At 69.1% G+C, this 18,547-nt stretch carries 16 protein-coding genes; 7 read left to right on the forward strand and 9 right to left on the reverse strand.

The window, feature by feature from the left end:
• Nucleotides 1-4 precede the first annotated feature (4 nt).
• Nucleotides 5-976, reverse strand: a complete 972-nt coding sequence (locus tag ACFV15_RS05150; protein ID WP_378348855.1) for a hydrogenase expression protein HypE — start codon at nt 974-976, stop codon at nt 5-7.
• 135 nt (nt 977-1,111) lie between these two features.
• Here ACFV15_RS05150 and ACFV15_RS05155 point away from each other — a divergent pair, with 135 nt between their 5' ends.
• A complete protein-coding gene (locus ACFV15_RS05155) occupies nt 1,112-1,609 on the forward strand; it encodes a multiprotein-bridging factor 1 family protein (RefSeq protein WP_378348856.1) in 498 nt (165 codons plus the stop codon).
• 21 nt (nt 1,610-1,630) lie between these two features.
• Here ACFV15_RS05155 and ACFV15_RS05160 read toward each other — a convergent pair whose 3' ends face one another.
• The 4 genes from ACFV15_RS05160 to ACFV15_RS05175 all read right to left on the reverse strand — a co-directional run bounded on the left by ACFV15_RS05160 (nt 1,631) and on the right by ACFV15_RS05175 (nt 6,287).
• Nucleotides 1,631-2,554: an anti-sigma factor RsbA family regulatory protein gene (locus tag ACFV15_RS05160; protein ID WP_378348857.1), complete on the reverse strand. Its 924-nt coding sequence runs from the start codon at nt 2,552-2,554 to the stop codon at nt 1,631-1,633.
• Between the two features lie 172 nt (nt 2,555-2,726).
• Entirely contained in the window at nt 2,727-4,994 is a 2,268-nt protein-coding gene (secD, locus tag ACFV15_RS05165) for a protein translocase subunit SecD (protein ID WP_378348858.1), read from the reverse strand.
• Nucleotides 4,995-5,031: 37 nt separating this feature from the next.
• On the reverse strand, nt 5,032-5,388 hold the full coding sequence (locus tag ACFV15_RS05170) for a hypothetical protein (RefSeq protein ID WP_378348859.1): 357 nt from the start codon (nt 5,386-5,388) through the stop codon (nt 5,032-5,034).
• Between the two features lie 5 nt (nt 5,389-5,393).
• A complete protein-coding gene (locus ACFV15_RS05175; RefSeq protein ID WP_378348860.1) occupies nt 5,394-6,287 on the reverse strand; it encodes a LysR family transcriptional regulator in 894 nt (297 codons plus the stop codon).
• 73 nt (nt 6,288-6,360) lie between these two features.
• Here ACFV15_RS05175 and dapA point away from each other — a divergent pair, with 73 nt between their 5' ends.
• The 4 genes from dapA to ACFV15_RS05195 all read left to right on the forward strand — a co-directional run bounded on the left by dapA (nt 6,361) and on the right by ACFV15_RS05195 (nt 11,796).
• Nucleotides 6,361-7,203, forward strand: coding sequence for a 4-hydroxy-tetrahydrodipicolinate synthase (gene dapA, locus ACFV15_RS05180; protein WP_378348861.1), 843 nt, complete (start codon nt 6,361-6,363; stop codon nt 7,201-7,203).
• A 662-nt stretch (nt 7,204-7,865) separates the two neighbouring features.
• The gene (gene helR, locus ACFV15_RS05185) at nt 7,866-10,028 is read left to right on the forward strand and encodes an RNA polymerase recycling motor ATPase HelR (RefSeq protein ID WP_378348862.1); all 2,163 of its coding nucleotides are present in this window, start codon (nt 7,866-7,868) and stop codon (nt 10,026-10,028) included.
• 44 nt (nt 10,029-10,072) lie between these two features.
• Nucleotides 10,073-10,438: a PadR family transcriptional regulator gene (locus ACFV15_RS05190; RefSeq protein ID WP_378348863.1), complete on the forward strand. Its 366-nt coding sequence runs from the start codon at nt 10,073-10,075 to the stop codon at nt 10,436-10,438.
• Entirely contained in the window at nt 10,435-11,796 is a 1,362-nt protein-coding gene (locus ACFV15_RS05195) for a permease prefix domain 1-containing protein (RefSeq protein ID WP_378348864.1), read from the forward strand. The genes ACFV15_RS05190 and ACFV15_RS05195 overlap by 4 nt, the downstream gene beginning before the upstream one ends.
• Here the strand turns inward: ACFV15_RS05195 and ACFV15_RS05200 are convergent.
• Entirely contained in the window at nt 11,783-13,855 is a 2,073-nt protein-coding gene (locus ACFV15_RS05200) for a caspase family protein (protein WP_378348865.1), read from the reverse strand. The two genes, ACFV15_RS05195 and ACFV15_RS05200, sit on opposite strands and share 14 nt — an antisense overlap.
• Nucleotides 13,856-13,958: 103 nt before the next feature.
• Complete coding sequence (locus tag ACFV15_RS05205) at nt 13,959-14,900, reverse strand: D-alanyl-D-alanine carboxypeptidase family protein (protein WP_378348866.1); 942 nt, start codon at nt 14,898-14,900, stop codon at nt 13,959-13,961.
• A gap of 165 nt (nt 14,901-15,065) precedes the next feature.
• On the opposite strand from ACFV15_RS05205, the gene ACFV15_RS05210 reads away from it, so the two are divergent.
• Together ACFV15_RS05210 and ACFV15_RS05215 are read left to right on the forward strand one after the other, a co-directional pair.
• Complete coding sequence (locus ACFV15_RS05210; protein WP_378348867.1) at nt 15,066-15,665, forward strand: dihydrofolate reductase family protein; 600 nt, start codon at nt 15,066-15,068, stop codon at nt 15,663-15,665.
• A gap of 9 nt (nt 15,666-15,674) precedes the next feature.
• Nucleotides 15,675-16,787, forward strand: a complete 1,113-nt coding sequence (locus tag ACFV15_RS05215) for a PucR family transcriptional regulator (RefSeq protein WP_378348868.1) — start codon at nt 15,675-15,677, stop codon at nt 16,785-16,787.
• On the opposite strand, the gene ACFV15_RS05220 is transcribed toward ACFV15_RS05215, so the two are convergent.
• Nucleotides 16,784-17,731 carry an alpha/beta hydrolase gene (locus ACFV15_RS05220; protein WP_378348869.1) on the reverse strand — a complete coding sequence of 316 codons (948 nt, stop codon included), beginning with the start codon at nt 17,729-17,731 and terminating at the stop codon, nt 16,784-16,786. The two genes, ACFV15_RS05215 and ACFV15_RS05220, sit on opposite strands and share 4 nt — an antisense overlap.
• A 110-nt stretch (nt 17,732-17,841) precedes the next feature.
• Nucleotides 17,842-18,474 carry a DsbA family oxidoreductase gene (locus ACFV15_RS05225; protein ID WP_378348870.1) on the reverse strand — a complete coding sequence of 211 codons (633 nt, stop codon included), beginning with the start codon at nt 18,472-18,474 and terminating at the stop codon, nt 17,842-17,844.
• Between the last annotated feature and the right edge of the window lie 73 nt (nt 18,475-18,547).

Here is an 18,547-nt window from a genome sequence, read left to right on the forward strand (position 1 = left end):
GCGTTCACCACTGGGTCGAGTAGCCGGTTCTTCCTTGCGAAGGGACGTTCATGCTGATTTCACGGAGAATGCGGATGGCGGAGCCGGAAACGGTGCTGGTCGCGGCGGGTGCGGCGATGCCTGCCGGGTCTTCCATGAACGGCATGAACTTGTCGGGGAAGCCCGGCATGGTGCAGCCGATGCAGATACCGCCGACGTTCGGGCAGCCGCCGACCCCGTTGATCCAGCCACGCTTGGGCACGTTGCACTTGACCACCTGGCCCCAGCAGCCCAGTTTGACCAGGCATTTCGGCGAATCGTAGCGATCGGCGAACTCTTCCTGCTCGTAGTACCCGGCACGATCGCAGCCCTCGTGGACGGTGTTCCCGAACAGCCATTTCGGGCGCAACGCCTCGTCGAGCGCGATCTGCGGCGCCGACCCGGAAGCCTGGAAGAGCAGCTGCAGCAGGGTTTCCGAAAGGTTGTCCGGCTGCACGGGGCAGCCAGGCAGGCAGATGATGGGCAGGCCTGCTTTGGACTTCCAATCCCAGCCGAGGTAGTCGGGCACGCCCATGGCGCCGGTCGGGTTGCCTGCCATGGCATGCACGCCGCCGTAGCTGGCGCAGGTGCCGACGGCCAGAATCGCGAGCGCCCGGGGTGCCAGCCGGTCGAGCCAGTCGTTGGTGGTCCTCGGCTGGCCGGTGCCGGGATCGTTGCCGAAGGCGCACCAGTACCCCTCCGGCTTGTTCGTCTCGTCGGGGATGGAACCCTCGACGATCAGGATGAACGGGTCCAGCTCGCCGCGGTCCGCCCGGTGCCACCATTCGATGAAGCTGTCCGGATTCCCGTCTGGGCCGGTTTGGTAGTCCAGGAAAGGCCAGTGCAATTCGACCTTGGGCAGCCCCGGCATTCCGCCGAGAATGATCTCTTCGATGCTGGGCTGGGTAGCCGCGGTCAATGCCACCGAGTCGCCGTCGCAGCTCAGGCCACCATTCATCCACAATATATGGATGGTTGGTGGGAAATTGCCGCGTTCGGCCGTGACCATGGAACACCTTCCCTGGCGACTCAATTTCGGAGAAGTCGCTCACCGTAGTCCTGTGTGCCGACCTCGGCAAGGTATGCTGGCCTGGTGATCGAATCGGCCGGGCAGTCGCGCGGGGAGTCGATCGAGGTGCTGCCGGTGGTGATCACGACCAGTGTTTTCCGCGCGCGGCCGTCTTCCGTTCCGGAAATACAGAACTTTCTCCGCCGCTGCCTTTCGGATTCGCCGCTCACCGAGGCGGACAGCCGCGAGGTGGGAAAAACGATCTATAACGCGCTTCTCGAAGCGGCGGGTTCCGGCATGATCCAGGTTTCCTGCCGTCGTTATCCGAATCGCGTCGAATTCGACGTGCTGCCCGCGGAAACACCACTGCTTCCGCCGCCCGCCCGGCAGGAGCCCACCGCGACGTTCGCCGAATGGATGGCGGAAACCCTGCGCGCCAAGGGGATCACCAGGGAGACGGCGGCGGGACGGCTCGGTGTGTCGCCGAAGACGGTGGCCCGCTGGCTCGGCGGGCAGACCGAGCCCAGGCTGCGCGAGCTGCGCCGGATCCAGGAAGAGTTCGGTGACGTGCGGCTGACGTGAGCCGGGACAGAAGTGTCCGGCTCAGACGCCGAAGCCCAGGCCTTCGTGCTTGATCGGACTGGTCGCCTCGGTGCCACGGCCGGGCATGGCGAGTTCGATGGTGCAGCCGTCGGCGTCGGAGCTGACGTCGACCCACTCGCAGATCTGGTTGGACATCCAGAGCCCGCTGTCGGCCTGATGGAGGTGCGGGGGCCGCAGCGGCTGGTCGGTGTGCAGCGTGCAGACGACGCGCCCGGCGGCGGCGCGCACCCAGACGATCGCGCGGTCGACGCCCCGCTCGACCAGCTTGGCGAGCACCTCGCCGACGGCGATGTCGAACATCGCGATGGCGTTCTCCGCGACCAGGATCGGCGTCGCCTTCTCGAGCACGTGCCGCCGCACGGCGACGAGGTCGCCCTCGAAACGGAAGAGGTCGGCCGTGCTGCCGGGTGGCGGTGGCGAGGTCAGGGATCTGGCGAACTCCTCGGGCGCGACGAACTGCGCCGATGGCTCGGCGCGGCGGCCGACCACGCATTCGGGATGCGTGCGGTGCACGTCTTCGACGATGCCGGCCTCTACGATCCTGGTGTCGTACGCGCAGATCATCGAGATCCTGGTGCCTGCCAGTACGACGTTGAGTTTCGCTTCCCGGCGCTGCGCCGCGATCACTTCGCGGCGTGACCGGCCCATCCAGGTCTGCTCCGAAAGGATGCGCACACGGGCACCGGGGATGACCGGACCGCGGTGTGCGCAGTAGCGCCGCACCGCGTCCGCGCGCTCGGCGTAGTCGAGCCGGTCAGCGTCGGCGCCCATCGCTTCGCGGAACAGTTCCAGGTTCTTCGCCGTGATGGCGATGAGCACGGGTTCCTCACCACGTAGGCCGTCCTCGGCGAAGGGAACGGCCATCGCGAGGAACTCCGCGTCACTGCCGTAGACGCAGCCCTGATGCCGAAAACCCGGCTCCATTTGACCTCCAGCTATTGGGACGAATGGAGACTACCCGCGCCATCGCGATTTCGGTATTGCTTCTCGAGGTCATTTCATCAGCGTGATCTAAGCCCATTTATGTCCCGGAAAATCTTTTTGCGGACAGTACTGTCCAGTGGGCCGGAATTCCCTTTCCGGCCCACTGGATCAGTTAGACGACCGCGCCCGAGGTCTGATGTTTTCTCTTTCGGACACCGGCGCCGGGATGGCGAGCGTCGAGCATGATCGCGACCGGGGCCGCGGTCAGCACCGTCGACGCCGTGCCCGCCGCCAGCCCGATCAGCAACGCCACGGCGAAATCGGCGAGCGAACCGTCACCGAGCACCAGCAGGGCGAGCAGCATGAACAACACGCCGAGGCAGGTGTTCACGGTGCGCGGCAACGTCTGGAGCACGGCCGCGCTCATCACCGAGGCGAAACCGTCCTTCGGCCGCGCGGCGCGCAGCTCGCGCACCCGGTCGAACACCACCACCGAGTCGTTGACCGACAGCCCGATGACGGTGAGCAACGCGGCGAGGAAGACGCCGTCGACCGGTTTTCCCAGCCAGGCGAACGCACCGACGACCACCACGACGTCCGCGACCAGCGAGGCCACGGTCGCGAGGCCGAGCCGCCAGTCGAACCGGACCGCCAGGTAGCCCAGCTGCGCCGCGACGGCGAGCCCCAGCGCGAGCACTGCCTTGGTGCGCAATTCGGCGCCGACACTCGGCCCGATCTGGTCGTCGCGGGTCTGCTGGGCGCCACCGGTCGCGCCATCCACCAGCGCCTTGATCTTCCCGGCGGTGGCCTCGTCGATCGGTTCGGTCCGCACGGTGACCGTGGTGTCCCCGGAGGACGCCACCACCGCGCGGTCGAACCCGGCGCCGGTCAGCGCGGCCCGCACCTTGCCAGGGTCGACCGGATGCCGGGCGGTGTACTCGATCATCCGCCCGCCGGTGAATTCGACGCCGAGATTCAGCCCGTGCGTCGCGACCCCGGCCGCGCACACCGCGACCAGCACCAGCCCGGCGACGAGCCAGCGGCGTGGCCTGCGGAACAGCTGAGGCACCTTGGTGGTGAGCCAGATCCGCACCCTGCTGAACCTCGCCAGCCCGCTCAACCCTGGATGTTTCTGCACGAAACCGTTCTGTGCGGCCAATTCCACCAGGACCTGGCCGAGCACGAGCGCGCTGAACAGCGACGACAGGACACCGATCACGAGCGTCACGCCGAAGCCCTTCACCGGCCCGGCGGCCAGCCAGAACAGCAGCCCGGCCGCGATCACCGTGGTGATGTTCGTGTCGGTGATCGCCGTGAGCGCCCGGCGGAACCCGACGGTCGCCGCGCGGTGCAGCCGTTTCGACCGGGACATCGCGTATTCCTCGCGGGCCCGCTCGAAGATCAGGATGTTGGCGTCGATGGCCATCCCGATCGCGAGCACGAATCCCGCGAGCCCCGGCAGCGTCAACGTCGCTCCGAGCGCGAGCAGGACGGAGTACGAAACGGCCGCGTAGCCGAGCAGGGCGAGGATCGCGAGCAGGCCGGCCAGCCGGTAGGCGACCAGCAGGAACGCCGCGGTGAGCGTGAGCCCGGCCAGCGCGGCGATCGCGCTGCTCTTGATCGCCTCGGCGCCGAGTGTCGGCCCGACCACCCGCTGCTCGGCGACCTCGACCGGCACCGGGAGCGCGCCCGAGCGGATCACGAGCGCGAGGTCTTGCGCTTGCGCGCGGGTGAAGTCGCCCGTGATCTGCGTGGTGTCGCCGATGATCCCGGCACCACAGCCGATCGACTGGTCCATCTGCGGCGCGGACACGATCTTGTCGTCCACGACGATGGCGACCCGGCGCGCCGGTGCCCCGGACGGCGCGCACGCCGCGTCGGCGGTGATCTTCTGCCACGCCGAGGTCGCCTTGTCCTGCAAGGTCATCGAGACGACCCAACGCCCGGTGGTCGAGTCGTTCACCCCCTGCGCGTTCTTGACGCCTTCGCCGGTGAGCGCGGTCGCGCCGAGCAGCAGCGGCTGCCCGCCGGGGTCGTTGAGCACCTTCTGTCCATCTTGGACGGTCTGGCCCGGTGTGCCGAGTACCGGCCGCACCGAAAGCTGAGCGGTACGCCCGAGAATCGCGATCGCCTCTTGGGGATCTTGCACTCCTGGCAGTTCCACCAGGATGCGGTTGTCGCCGGACCTGGCGAGCACCGGCTCGGCGACTCCCAGTGCGTCGACCCGTTTGCGGATGACCTCCATCGCGTCGTCGGTGGCCTTGGCGTCGGCCTTCATGGTCGGGGAATCGTGGGTCTCCAAGACGATCTGGGTGCCGCCCTTGAGGTCGAGTCCGAGTCGGGGCTGGCTGGTGAGCAGGAGAAAAGCGGACGCGGCGAGGACGGCAAGGGACAACAAGCCCCTGACCAGCAGACCTCGCCGCGCTGATGCGCGCGGCATAGGGAAAACCTCCAGTGGAACGGAAGGAACGGTGTCGTCAGATTCCGTTGCCGAGAGGAGGTGCGCGCCCGCCGACCGGGCCCGCGCCGGTGGTCGCGGGGGAGCGGTGAGCCGCCAGCGCGACGGGCTCGCCGTATCCCCGCTGATCGGCTTGCGCCGTGCCGGGCGGAAGGTCGATCGGGGTGTGGCCGGGCAGTTCGCCCTGGGAAGTGGCGGTGAAGCGGGTGATGAATCCTGGTGCTTCGGCCTTCGCGACGGCGCCCGCCGTGATGCCGCGAACGGGTGCGGGCGCGGCGACCGGGGTGGCGACCACGAGGGCGGCCAGCACCTGCAGCAGGACGAGCAGCGCGGAACGATACGGCGACAGCCGCCCCCGCTTCGTCCCGCCGCTCACCCGATTCACCCTAGCCGATCTTCCAGGTGGGTGAGCACGGCTCGGATCGAGGGGCTGGCGTCGGCGCTGAGCCGCCAAGCCGCGCGGACCTCACGCTTGGGCTGTCGTCTCAGCGGACGGGCGACGAGGTGGTCGCCCATCGGCGGCCGGGCGAGGCGAGGGATCAGCGCGATGACCTCACCGGCGCTGACGAGGGCCAGCTGGGTGGCGAAATCGTCGACGAGATGACGGACGTCGGGATCCGCGTCCGGGAACAGCCGCCGGAACCACTGATGGCACACCGTGCCCGGCGGGCTCGTCACCCAGGCCTGTCCCGCGAGATCGGCGCCGGTGAGCGGCCGGCCGAGTTTCGCGAGTGGATGCGAGCGGCTCATCACGACGTCGCCGACATCGGTGTGCAGCAGCCGCTGGGTCAGCGAGCCCGGCAGGGGAGCGGGCAGTCCGTCGGCGTCGTGGACGAGCGCGAGGTCGGCGGTACCGGCGTCGACGCTGTGCAGTGCCTGATCCGGATCCTGCTCGGTGACCTGCACTTTGAGCTCTGGGCAATGCTTCGCCAGGTGCGGCAGGGCGGGCGCGAGCAGCCCGCGGATCGCGGTCGAGAAAGCGACCACCCGCAGCACCCCGCGCGGCGCGCCCGCCGAGACCGACCGTGCGGCCTCGGCACACCGTTCGAGCGCCTGGAACACCTCGGGCGCCGAATCGGCGATCGACTGTCCGGCCGGAGTCAGCACGACCCCGCGGCCCGCCTGCGCGAGCAGCGGGACGCCGACGTCCCGTTCCAGCCGCTTGATCTGCTGCGACACCGCCGACGCGGTGAACCCGAGCTCATCGGCGGCGCGCGCCAGCGTCCCGAGCGCCGCCACCGACCGCAACGCTCGTAGTGCCCCGACGTCGATCATGAAGCCAGACTACGCAATATCACCAAAAAAGCATCGCTGGACCGCAGGTATCGAGCCCGGCAGGCTCGTTCCCATGACCGATCTGCTCTTCGGCACCAACCTCGTCGCCATGGTGACCCCGATGGAACCCGACGGCTCTGTGAGCCGGCCGGGTCTTGATGGCCTCGTCGACCACCTGCTCGCCACCGGCTGTGACGGCATCGTCGTCGGCGGTACCACCGGCGAGTCACCCACCCTGACCGACACGGAGTCGGCCGACCTCGTCCGCACGGTGTCCCGGCTGGTCGGGGGTCGCGCCAAGGTGATCGCCGGCGTCGGCACCAACAACACGGCCACCAGCATCGAGCGCGCCCGCGAAGCGTCGTCCGCAGGCGCGGACGCCTTGCTCCTCGTCTGCCCGTATTACTCCCGCCCGACCCAGGCCGGCGTGATCGCGCACTGCACGGCGGTCGCGGACGCGACGGAGTTACCCGTGATGCTCTACGACGTTCCCGCCCGCGCGGGCATCGCGATGGAGCCGTCGACCTTGCTCGAACTCGCGTGCCATCCCCGGATCCGCGCGGTCAAGGACGCCAAGGGTGACCTGTTCGAGGCCATGTCCGTGATGGCCCGGAGTCCGCTGGCCTACTACTGCGGCATCGACGAACTCAATCTGCCGTACCTCGCCTGTGGTGCGGCGGGCTTGGTCAGCGTGGTGGGCAACGTCGCGGCTGACCGCAACGCCGCGCTGATCCAGGCCGTGCGTGACGGCGATCTCAAGTCGGCTCAGGTGATCCAGAGTGAGTTGATTCCGTTGACGGAAAGGATCATGCGCACTTCGCAGGGCGCCATCATGGCCAAGGCCGTGCTGGCCGAACGCGGGATCATTCCGCACGCGTCGGTCCGGCTTCCGCTGCTCGAGGCCGCATTCGCTTAGTGCTTGAGCGGGTGTGGCTCTGCTGCGCGTCTCTGTGGCCCGGCCTTGGGTGAGGGCCTCCCTCGCCCAAGTCGGCTTTTGTGAAGGGAGCCTTCGTTCAGCTATGCGTCAGGGCTCCGGCAAAGTCGCCCCTCTCGTGTCGGCTGAGCGCACCAACGCCACTTATGCAACGCTGAGCGACACATACGCCCCGTTCGCTTCTCCCGACTGGCCCCAAAACTCGCGCAAAAGCGACAATGTGGGACAAAGTGAGCCAGCGTGGGTCCTTTGTGGACATTTGCGGGGCGCCCTGGGCGACGGTCGATCTTCGCGAAACCCGAGTTTGGGCCATTGGACTGCCTGAACTCGGGTTTCGCGAAGCCGCGAAGCCGACCTTGCCCCACTCGCCAAAGCGTGGTGGGGGAGGCCCTCACTAAACCTCAAGCCCGGCAGCGGTGATTTCACAGTGGAGCCTTGTCGAACGCGGGCCGCACAGGCAGCATTGAAAGGCGCTTGAATCATCCAAAGTGGAGAGTGGCTGAGGCCTGTGGCCATCGGGCAGGAGGAATGACCACTCCCTTCCCTTTTCAACATATAGCGCACAGGGGGGCTTGCCGCAAGACCCCTGTTGTGCCGCACAATCTCTCGCCGTAGCCAGAACCTGGGGAAACGGGAGTCGCTGAGTGCAGGGGTACGACGAAGAATTGCGGTCGGAGCGGGATTACATCGCCGGGCTCTACACGCGCCTGGACGCTGAGCGCGCGCGGGCGAAGGGGGCGTACACCGCCGCGCTGCGGGGGAGCGGCGAGGCGGTCATGGAACGGGATGTCCAGGTGCGCGCCTCGGCGAAGGAGATGAAGCGGCTGGCGTTCGGGGACGACGGGTTGTGCTTCGGGCGGCTGGACACTCTTTCGGGCGAACGTTCCTACATCGGCCGGATCGGGCTTTTCGACGAAGACAACGCGTATGAGCCGGTGCTGCTGGACTGGCGGGCGCCCGCGTCGCGGCCCTTCTATGTCGCGACCGCCGCGAGTCCGGAGAACATGCGGCAGCGGCGTCAATTCCATACGCGTGGGCGCACGGTGGTCGACTTCACCGATGAGGTGCTCGGGCGGCCCGGTGAAGGTGATCGTGGGGACGCTGCGCTGCTCGCGGCGGTCAACGCGCCGCGTGGCGAGGGCATGCGGGACATCGTGGCGACCATCCAGGCCGAGCAGGACGAGATCATCCGGCTCGACCATCCGGGCGTGCTGGTGATCGAGGGCGGGCCGGGTACCGGGAAGACCGTGGTCGCGCTGCACCGCGTCGCGTACCTGCTCTACACCCAGCGGGAGCGGATGGAACGGCACGGCGTGCTGGTGATCGGGCCCAATCCCGCCTTCCTGAACCACATCGGGCGGGTGTTGCCGTCGCTGGGCGAGTCGGACGTGGTGTTCATGACCACCGGCGACCTCGTGCCGGGGATGAGCGTGACCGCCGAGGACGAGCCGGAGGTCGCGCGGCTCAAGGGTTCGCTGAAGATGCTCGACGTGCTCGCGGCCGCCATCGCCGACCGGCAGCGGCTGCCCGAGGAGCCGATGCCGATCCAGCTGAAGGACGTCACCGTCCGGATCGACGCCGAGACCGCCGAGTGGGCCAGGGACGAGGCGCGCAAGAGTGGGTTGCCGCACAACGAGGCCCGGTCGGTGTTCGCCGAAATCGTCACGTACGTGCTGACCGAGCGGGCGATCGGCAGGATCGGCCGCGGCTGGCTGACCCGTGACGACCGCGAGGAGTGGGAGGACCTGCGGAAGTCCTTGCTCAAGGAGCTCGCGGACGACGACAAGTTCATCGCCGCGCTCGACGAGCTCTGGCCGATCATGACGCCGGAAGATCTGCTGGCGCCGCTGTACATGTCGCCGGAGCGGCTGCGGGCGGCCGGTGCGGACCTGGCGTTGGCGCGGCCGGAAGGCGCGGCGTGGACGGTGTCGGACGTGCCGCTGCTCGACGAGCTGGTCGACCTGCTCGGCCCCGACAAGCCCGTCGACACCAGCGTCGACCGGGAACGTCAGGCCGAGGCCGAGTACGCCGAAGGCGTCATGCAGATGATGAAGCTCGACCGTGAGGAGCTGGACGAAGACGTCGCGCTCGTGGCCGAGCACCTGCTCTACGCCGAGGATCTGGCGGACCGGTTCGTCGAGGTCGACACCCGTGATCTCGTCGAGCGTGCCTCCGCCGATCGCGACTGGACGTACCGGCACGTCGTCGTCGACGAGGCGCAGGAACTGTCCGAAATGGACTGGCGAGTGCTGATGCGCCGCTGCCCCGGCCGGTCGTTCACGGTCGTCGGCGACCTCGCGCAGCGGCGCTCGGAGGCGGGCGCGCGGTCGTGGGACGCGATGCTGCGGCCGTATGTGCCCGGCCGCTGGGTCTACCGGTCGCTGACGGTCAACTACCGCACCCCGGCGGAGATCATGGCCATCGCGGGCACGGTGCTCGCGGAGTTCGCGCCGGGTGTGAAGCCGCCGGAGTCGGTGCGCGCGTGCGGGTTGCGGCCGTGGTCTCGGCGTGTCACCGACGCGGAACTCGGAGCCGCCATTGAGGAATTCAACGCCGACGAGGCCGGACGGGAAGGCACGAGCGTCGTCATCGGGCCGCCGGGGATACCGGGCGTGGTGCCCGCGTCGGAGACGAAGGGCCTGGAGTTCGACGCCGTGCTCGTGGTGGATCCGGAGCGGATCCTCGCCGACGGCCCGCGCGGCGCGGCCGAGCTCTACGTCGCGCTGACCCGTGCCACCCAGCGCCTCGGCGTGCTGCATCACGGCGACCTGCCGCGGGCGTTGACGGGGCTCGTTGCGAGGAGCTGATACCTAGCACTACTATGCCTAGTGGTTCTAGGCATGGAGGCTGTGTGAAGGTCACGAAGGATCTGGTCGCCGCGTCGGCGACGCCGATGGTGCTGGGCATATTGGCCGAGGAGGACAGCTACGGGTACGCCATTCTCCGGCGGATCAACGAGCTGTCCGACGGCGAGCTGGACTGGACGGAGGGGTTGCTCTACCCGTTGCTGCACCGGCTCGAACGTCTCGGCTACGTGAAGTCCAGCTGGCAGTCGGTCGCGGGGGAGCGGCGGCGCAAGTACTACAGCGTCACCGGCTCCGGCCTGGCCGAACTCGCCGAGCAGCGCCGCCAATGGGCGACGGTCGTCGACACGCTCAAGCAGATCTGGACCGGCCCCGGCGACGCCGGGCTGGCCATCGCGGGAGGCCTCGCGTGAGCACCCCCGACGAGCTCGAGTCGCAGTTCGCGCAATGGCGCCAGTACCTCCAGAAGCGGCCTGAGCTGCGTAAATCCGACGCCGACGAGCTCGAAGACCACCTGCGTGGTTCGGTCGACGAGCTCGTCGGCGCCGGCCTGCGCGCCGACGAGGCGTTCCTCGTCGCGGTCAAACGCATGGGCAGCCTGGACGATCTCTCGCGTGAATTCGCGAGGGAGCATTCGGAACGCCTCTGGAAGCAGCTGGTGCTCACCGGCGAGCCCGACAGCCCGGCGGCGTCCCGGTCGCGCCGCGACCTGGTCGCGATGGTCGTGTGCGCGGCGGGCGCCGCACTGTCCATCAAGATCCCCGCGCTGTTCGGAATGGACCTCGAGCACGACATCACGTTCTACGGTCCCAACATCGGCCTGTTCGTGCTGCCGTGGCTGGCCGGTTTCCTCGCGTGGCGCCGCCAGGCGCCGAAACCGCTGATCGGGGCGCTGCTCGGGCTGTTCGTGCTCGGTGCGGTCGCGGCCAACGTCTTCCCGCTCGGCGACAAGTCGCAGACGCTGGTGCTGACCACCATCCACCTCCCGATCGCGTTGTGGTTCGCGGTCGGACTGTCCTATGTGGCCGATGATCCGCGCTCACCACGCCGCCGCATGGATTTCATCCGCTTCACCGGCGAATGGTTCGTCTACTGTGTCCTCATCGGACTCGGCGGCATCGTGCTGATCGCCTTCACATTCGGCACTTTCAAAGCGATCGGGATCGTTCCGGAGACCTTCGTCGGCCAGTGGCTCGTGCCCTGCGGCGCGGCGGCCGCGGTGGTGGTGGCCGGGTGGCTGGTCGAGGCCAAGCAGAGTGTCGTCGAGAACATCGCCCCGGTGCTCACCAGGCTGTTCACCCCGCTGTTCGCCTTGGGGCTGCTGGCTTTCCTGGTCGCGGTCGGCGTCAACGGCGAGGGCATCGACATCGAGCGGGACGCGCTGATCCTGTTCGACCTGCTGCTGGTCGTGGTGCTCGCTCTCCTGCTCTACTCGATCTCGGCACGCGACCCGCTCGGCCCGCCCACCCTGTTCGACACACTCCAGCTCGCGCTCGTGGTCAGCGCGCTGGCCATCGATGTGCTGGTACTGCTGGAAATCGTCGGCCGGATCACCGACTTCGGCACGTCGGCGAACAAGGCGGCCGCGCTGGGCGAGAACGTGATCCTGCTGGCGAACCTCGCCTGGTCGGCGTGGCTGACGCTGGGACTGGTGCGGCGGCGCACCCCGTTCGCGAGCCTCGAAGGCTGGCAGACGACCTATCTGCCGGTGTACGCGGTCTGGGCGTGGCTGGTGGTCCTGGTCTTCCCGCCGTTGTTCAGCTACCAGTGACCGTCCACAACTTGACGGTCTTGTCGCTGCTCGCGGTCGCGAGCAGCTTGCCGTCGGGACTGAAGGCCACGCCTTCGACCCCAGCGTGGTGATCGGCGAGGATGGCAGTCGTCTGGCCGGTCGCCACATTCCACAGCCGCACGGTCATGTCGCCGCCCGCACTCGCGAGGGTCTTTCCGTCGGGGCTGAACGCGACACCTTTGATCCCGGTCCGGTGCCCGGTGAGGGTCGCGGTGCTGCGGCCACTGTCGACGTCCCACAGCCGCACCGTGTTGTCGTCGGAGCTCGCGCCGCTGGCGAGCGTCCTGCCGTCGGGGCTGAACGCGACGCCGTAGATCCAGCCGGTGTGCCCGATGAGCGCGGCGGTGACCTTCCCCGTGGCCGAGTCCCAAAGCCGTACCGTGTGGTCGCCGCCGCCGGAGGCGACGGACTTGCCGTCGGGGCTGAAGGCCACACTTCGGATTTCTTGGACGTTGTCCGCGAAGGTGGTGGTCTTCTTGCCGGTCGCCAGATCCCAAAGGCGGATCGAGCTGCCTTCCGGGCTTGGGGGGACTGGGTAGCTACCGGCGGCGGCGAGGTGCTTGCCGTCGGGGCTGAAGGCGACACTGGTGACGTCCTCGGTGTCGTTGGTGAGCGTGCCGGGACCCGAGCTCGTCGCCACGTTCCACAGCAGCACCTTGCCGTCGGCGTCGCCAGAGGCGAGGCCCTTACCGTTGGGGCTGAACGCCACGGTGCCGACCGGGGAGGTGTGCTCGGTGAAGGTGGCCGTCGTCTTGCCGGTCGCCACGTCCCATAGCCGCACGGTCCTGTCATCAGGTCCGCCGCCGGTGGCGAGCGTCCTGCCGTCGGGACTGAACGCCACGCTGGTGACCGATCCGGTGTGACCGGTGAGTGTCGCTATCGGGTCATTGCGTGTCCAAGGCAAGGTTTGCACGATCAGCACCACGACGAGGACGACCACCACCGCGAGCGCCGCCAGTGAGCTGACGAGGATCTCGGTGCGGCGGCTGAACCGATTGGTCCGCTGAGGAGGTGCGGGTTCGGCCGCGGCGACCGGCGGGGGTGGTGCTTCCGGCGGAGTGTCCACTGTGGCCGGTGACGGAGTGGGGTCCAGGTAGGTCTTGGCCGCGGAGGAGACCAGTTTGCTGTCGTCGTCGGCGAGCCGCTCGATCTCCGCCGACGCGGTCGCGCGGACGGTGTCGTTGCCGATGCGGGCCAGGTGCGCGAGACCGTCGAGTGCGGCGAGCCGGTCGGTGGCGATCGGGCTGGTGATGGCGTTGCGGAGGTAGACGGGCAATGCCCAGTTGATGTTCTTGGCGATGACGGTGCGGCCTTCGACGTTGTCCTGCCGCTTGGGCCGTTGCTGGGGCATCTCTTCGACGACCCGGTCGTGGACGTAGCTGTAGAGCTCGTCGAGGGTGATGTCACCGTCACCGTCGAGGTCGGCGCTGCCGTCACGGAGCCCGGCGACCAGGTAGCGGGTGAACACCGACTGGGCGGCCTGGCCGTGTGGCTGGTCGCCTTCGAAGGAGTACTGGGTGGCGTCGGACGCGGTCAGCACGGTGCGGCCGCGGCCTTGGAAGCGTTGCAGCGCGTGCACGGTGGTGTCCGCCTTCGCGGTGCGGCCCGCGGGGAACGCGCCGCTGTAGCAGCAGTCGAGCACCAGCACCTTCTGCCGCGACAGGCAGCCCTCCATCGCCTGGTCGACCTGGTCGGCAGGCAGCCCGGTGAACAGTAGGTTGTCGCGCAAGGTGTTGGTCATCGCCAGGTAGAGGCGGCCGTCGTCGTCTTTGAGCCCGTGGCCGGTGAAGTAGAGCAGGGTGAGATCGTCGCGGCGCCGGTCGCGGTAGAAGTCGCCGATCGCCTGGCCGACCCGGTGATGGGGCTCGTTGATGAGGATGGTGACCTCGAACCCGGCGATCCGAGGGTCGCGGAGCACGGCGGCCAGTGCCTCGGCGTCGTGGGCGGGCGAGGTCAGCCGGCCCAGGCCGGTGTCCTGGTACTCGTAGGTGGCGATCAGCAGCGCGAGCCGCCGCCCCTCCGGGGAACCAGCATCCATTTCCCACCCGCCCGTCACGCTGGCTATCTCATCGCGGAGCGCGCCGGGCTTGTGTCGGCAATTCGTCGTCACCATCCTTTTGGCCTAGTCGTGCGGCCAAGGCTTACCGGTTCGCGTTGACGATGCCGGGTAGTGCCTGCTCGAGTGCGGCGATCAGCTTGCCGCTTTCGGAGAGGGCGGCCTCCAGGCCCGCTCGGGGTGAGTTGCCCGAGTTCTGGTGCAGGACGACGCCGAGCACCAGACGCTGGGTGGCGCCGTCCGACAACTCCGCCGCCCACATGAGCGCGCCGCCAGCCGCCGTGCTCGAACCGGTCTTGAGGCCGATCACGCCGTTGCGGCCAAGTAGCGTGTTGGTGTTGGGCATGGTCTTGCCCGCCTGAACGCTCGGCGTGGCCACGATCGCCCGGATGACCGGGTCGCGCATGGCCGCGTGCGCCAGCAGCAACTGGTCGGTGGCGGTGCTGGTGGTCGAGTCCTCGACGCCGCTGGCGCCCGTGTACTTGGTGTCGGTCATGCCGAGGCCTGCCGCCGCGCGGTTCATCTTCTCGACGAACGCCTCCTGGCTGCCCGCGTCCCAGCGGGCGAGCTGGCGGGCGATGTTGTTGCCGGACGGGATGAGCAGCAGCTCCAGCAGCTTGCGCTCGGAGAGCCGCTGGCCCGCGCGGACCGGCGCGGTGGACTCCTCCGTCGACGACGACTCAGCCTCGGCCTGCTGGTCGATGACGATGTCGGGACCCGCCTCGCCGTCGCGCAGCGGATGGTCGCGGAGCACGACATACGCGGTCATCACCTTGGTGACGCTGGCGATCGGGACTGGCGTTTGCACGCCGACCGTGCCGATGCGGCCGAGCCCTTCGACGTCGACCGCCGTCTGGCCGTCGACCGGCCAGTTGAGCGACGGCACCGAGAGCGGGCGGTGACTCGCCGAGCCCGCGATCGTGTGCGCGGACACCACCCAGATCGCGATCCCGGCCATGAGCGCCGCGACGACGGCGAGGACGGCCCAAGGGCGGCGTGAAGTGATTTTCTCGGCTGTCGGATGCATGCTCACCACTCTGACCAGCGAAGATCGTCAGACGGTCCGGGAAGTTCGACGATCTTGACCCGGTTATGTCCCGATTTCGTCCCGACGGGTGTCGAAACCGGTGATCGCCGATCGACGCGTTGACGAAAGCCAGTCGAAAGCACTGAAAAATGAAGGAGATCTCCCATGAGCAAGGTCATCACCGGAGCCACCATGTCGCTCGACGGTTTCATCGCCGGTCCTGGGGAAAGCGGCTTCGACCTGCTGTTCCAGTGGTACGGCAATGGTGACGTCGAGATCCCGTCCGAGAGCCCGAGCGTGCCCGCGTCGCGGGTCTCGGCCGCGAGTGCCGAGCTGGTGAAGGCCGAGTACGCGGGCATCGGCGCGCTGATCGTCGGGCGGCACCTCTACGACATGACCAAGGCATGGGGCGGCAGGCACCCGCTGGGCGTGACCACGGTCGTGCTCACCCACGAGCGCCCCGCCGACCGGCCGGAGGACGACGAGAACTTCGTCTTCGTCACCGAGGGCATCGAAGCCGCGGTCGCGAAGGCGCGGGAGCTGGCGGACGGCAAGAACGTCGTCGTCAACGGCGGCCAGATGGCCAGGCAGTGCCTCGAAGCCGGACTGCTCGACGAGGTCGGCGTCGAGCTGGTGCCCGTCGTGCTGGGCGCGGGCAAGCCGTTGTTCGCCGAGTTCAGCGGTGCGCCGGTGCAGTTCGACGGCCCGCACACCGTGGTCTCGGGCACCGGCGTGACCCACCTGAGGTACTCGGTCAAGAAGTAGGCTGGCCTCATGAAAGGCCTGCTTCTCCGGTTGTCCGCGGTGGACGCGGACGCGGAAGCCGCGGTCAGGGTCATCGCCTACTTCGACGAGCTGGTGGCCAGGCAGGGACGGCTGCCCGAGCTCGTGCGTGCGGCGGCGTCGCTGGCGGAATGCGTCGCCGGGCTCGAACGGGACGGCGGCGCGCCGCTGCGGTTCGGCCCGGACGGCGAGCGCGCCGGTACCGCCGTCGCCGAGCCGACGTCGGCGGAGCTGGGTGAACCGGCTGGCCGGGTCTGGCTGGAACGGCAGGGCGCGCCCAGCCCGCTCGACGATCTCGTGCTCGAACGGTTCGCGATCGCGGCGCGGTTGCTCGGCCGGGCGGATCAGGTCGTGCCCGCGCCGCACTTGGCCGACCCCGCGCTGGTCGAATTGCTGCTGGGGGAGCAGGCAGGGCCGGAGGACCGCGCGCGGGCGTTGGCGCTGCTCGGACTCGACGCCGCGCGTCCCGTGCGAGTGGTCGCGGTCGGCTGCGAGGACGGCGGGGACCCCGGAGCGGCCGCCGTCGGGCTGCTGGCGCGCGGCGGTCCGCTGCCCAAGCTGCACGTGGCCGTGATCGGCGGGGTGGCCGCGGTGGTGTCGCAGCCACGCGCGGACACCGTGATCGAGTCGCTGCGTGCCGCGCTCGACGAGCGGGCACGCGAACGCAGCACCGCCGGTCCGATCAGGGTCGGCGTCGGGGATGCCGTGCCGGGACTCGACGTCCGGCGGTCGTGGGTGCAGGCCAAGCTGGCCGAGCGGTTCGCGGTGGCAGGCGTCGAGCCGGTCGTGGTGCACGGCGATCTCGGCTCGCTGACCCTGCTCGCGGAGATCCCGGTCGCGCGGCTGCGTGCGCAGGACGACGTGCGCGCGCTCGACACGCTGGCCGCGACGCCGACCGGCGCGGCCGACGTCGCGACACTGGAAGCCTTCTGCCGCACGGGTTCGCTGCGGCAGGCGGCGCTCGCGTTGCATCGCCACCACAGCTCGGTGGCGACCAGGCTGGCGCATGTGGAGGAAGCGCTCGGCTGGCGGCTGGACGAGCCCGGCGACCGGTTCCGTGCCCGGCTAGCACTGCTCGCCCGCCGCCTCGCTCAGCGCGGCTAGTCGACGCCGAGCGCCCGCCCGAGCACGGCGATCGCCTCGGCGGCTTCGCGCTTGCTGACCGCGGCGTGCGGCACCAGCGACGAACCGTGGAACGTGCCGGGGAACAGGTGCAGCTCGGTGGTCACGCCCGCGGCGAGCAGCGCCTGGGCGTAGGCGATGCCCTCGTCGCGCAACGGGTCGAACTCCATCACCGAGATGTACGCGGGCGGGAGGCCCGCGAGGTCGGCCGCCCGCGCGGGCGCGGCGTACACCGGGACGTCCGCGCCGCCACGGACACCGGAGCCGAGGTAGCAGTCCCAGCTGATCTCGGCGCGCGGCTTGCTCCACATCGGCGTGTCGACGAACGCGCGCATGCTCGGGGTGTCGAGCCGGTCGTCGATCTCGGGCACCCCGAGGTACTGGAACGCGATCGCGGGGCCGCCGCGGTCGCGGGCCAGCAGCGCCAGTGCCGCGCAGAGCCCGCCGCCGGCGCTGACACCGTGGATGGCGAGCCTGGCCGGGTCGAAACCGAGTTCGGCCGCGTTCTTCGCGGTCCAGACCAGCGCCGCGTAGCAGTCTTCGAGCCCGCCGGGGAACGGCGTCTCCGGGGAGAGCCGGTACTCGACCGAAACGACGACGACGCCGAGTTTCCTGGCGAACTCGAGGTTCGCCGCGTGGTCGAAGTCCAGGTCGCCCACCATGAACCCGCCGCCGTGGACGTCGAGGATCGCGGCGGGCGTGGTGAGCTGCTCGGGGACGTAGATGCGGACGGGAACGTCCGGCGCGCCTTCGGGGCCCGGCACCAGCTCGTCGCGAACGAGGACGCCGGTGGCGTCGGCCCCGCCACGCAGTTCGGCGATGAGCTCCTTGAGCTGCTCGCGCGCGGCAGGCAGATCGGTCAGGTCCGATTGCGGCGGCAGCATCGGGATGGCTGCGGCGATCTCCGGGTCGAACGCGTAGGTCATCGGGTCCTCCATGGCGTCGGGTACCGGTCCGATTCTCGGCCGCCCCGACCTGGTTTTCATCCGCCACGCGTCGCCGGACCGGGCCGCACGGCCCGACGGACGCGCGGAAGTCAGCGTGCCTGTTCCAATGCGGACAGGAACGTTTCGGCGGACTGGGCGCCGGAGACGCCGTGGGTGCCGTTCAGCACGAAGAACGGGACGCCGGTGATGCCGAGCCGCTTGGCCTGGTCGATGTCGGCCTGGACCTCGGCCGCGTATTTGCTGCCCTGCAGGACATCACGGGCCTCGTCCGCGGGCACGCCGACCTCGGCGCCGAGCCGGACCAGCGTGTCGAGATCGTCGACCAGCTCGCCGTCGGCCAGGTGCGCCTTGAGGAGCCGTTCGTGCATCTGGTCGCCGAGCCCGTGCTCGGCGGCGAGGTGCCCGAGGCGGTGCGCGTCCAGTGTGTTGACCGAGATGGCACGGTCGAGGTGATACGTCAGGCCCTCGGCGGCGGCGAGCTCGGTGACCTGCCGCTGCATCGCGTCGACCTGTGCGGGCGGCGCGCCGAACTTCGTGGCGAGCATCTCCTGGACCGGGACCCGGTGGCCCTTCGCGTGTGCCGGGTCGAGCTGGAAACTGTGCCAGCGGATCTCGACCTCGTCGGCGTGCTCGAACCGGCTGAGCGCGGTCTCCATGCGCCGCTTGCCGATGAAGCACCAGGGGCACACGACGTCCGACCAGACGTCGATCTGCAGGCTCACAGCGCGCACACTCCGTCTTCGCAGACCGGCGCGTCGGACTCGCCGACGATGACCAGCGTGGGTTCTTCGGGCA

The sequence above is a fragment of the Amycolatopsis sp. NPDC059657 genome, assembly GCF_042734395.1.
Lineage (GTDB): Bacteria > Actinomycetota > Actinomycetes > Mycobacteriales > Pseudonocardiaceae > Amycolatopsis.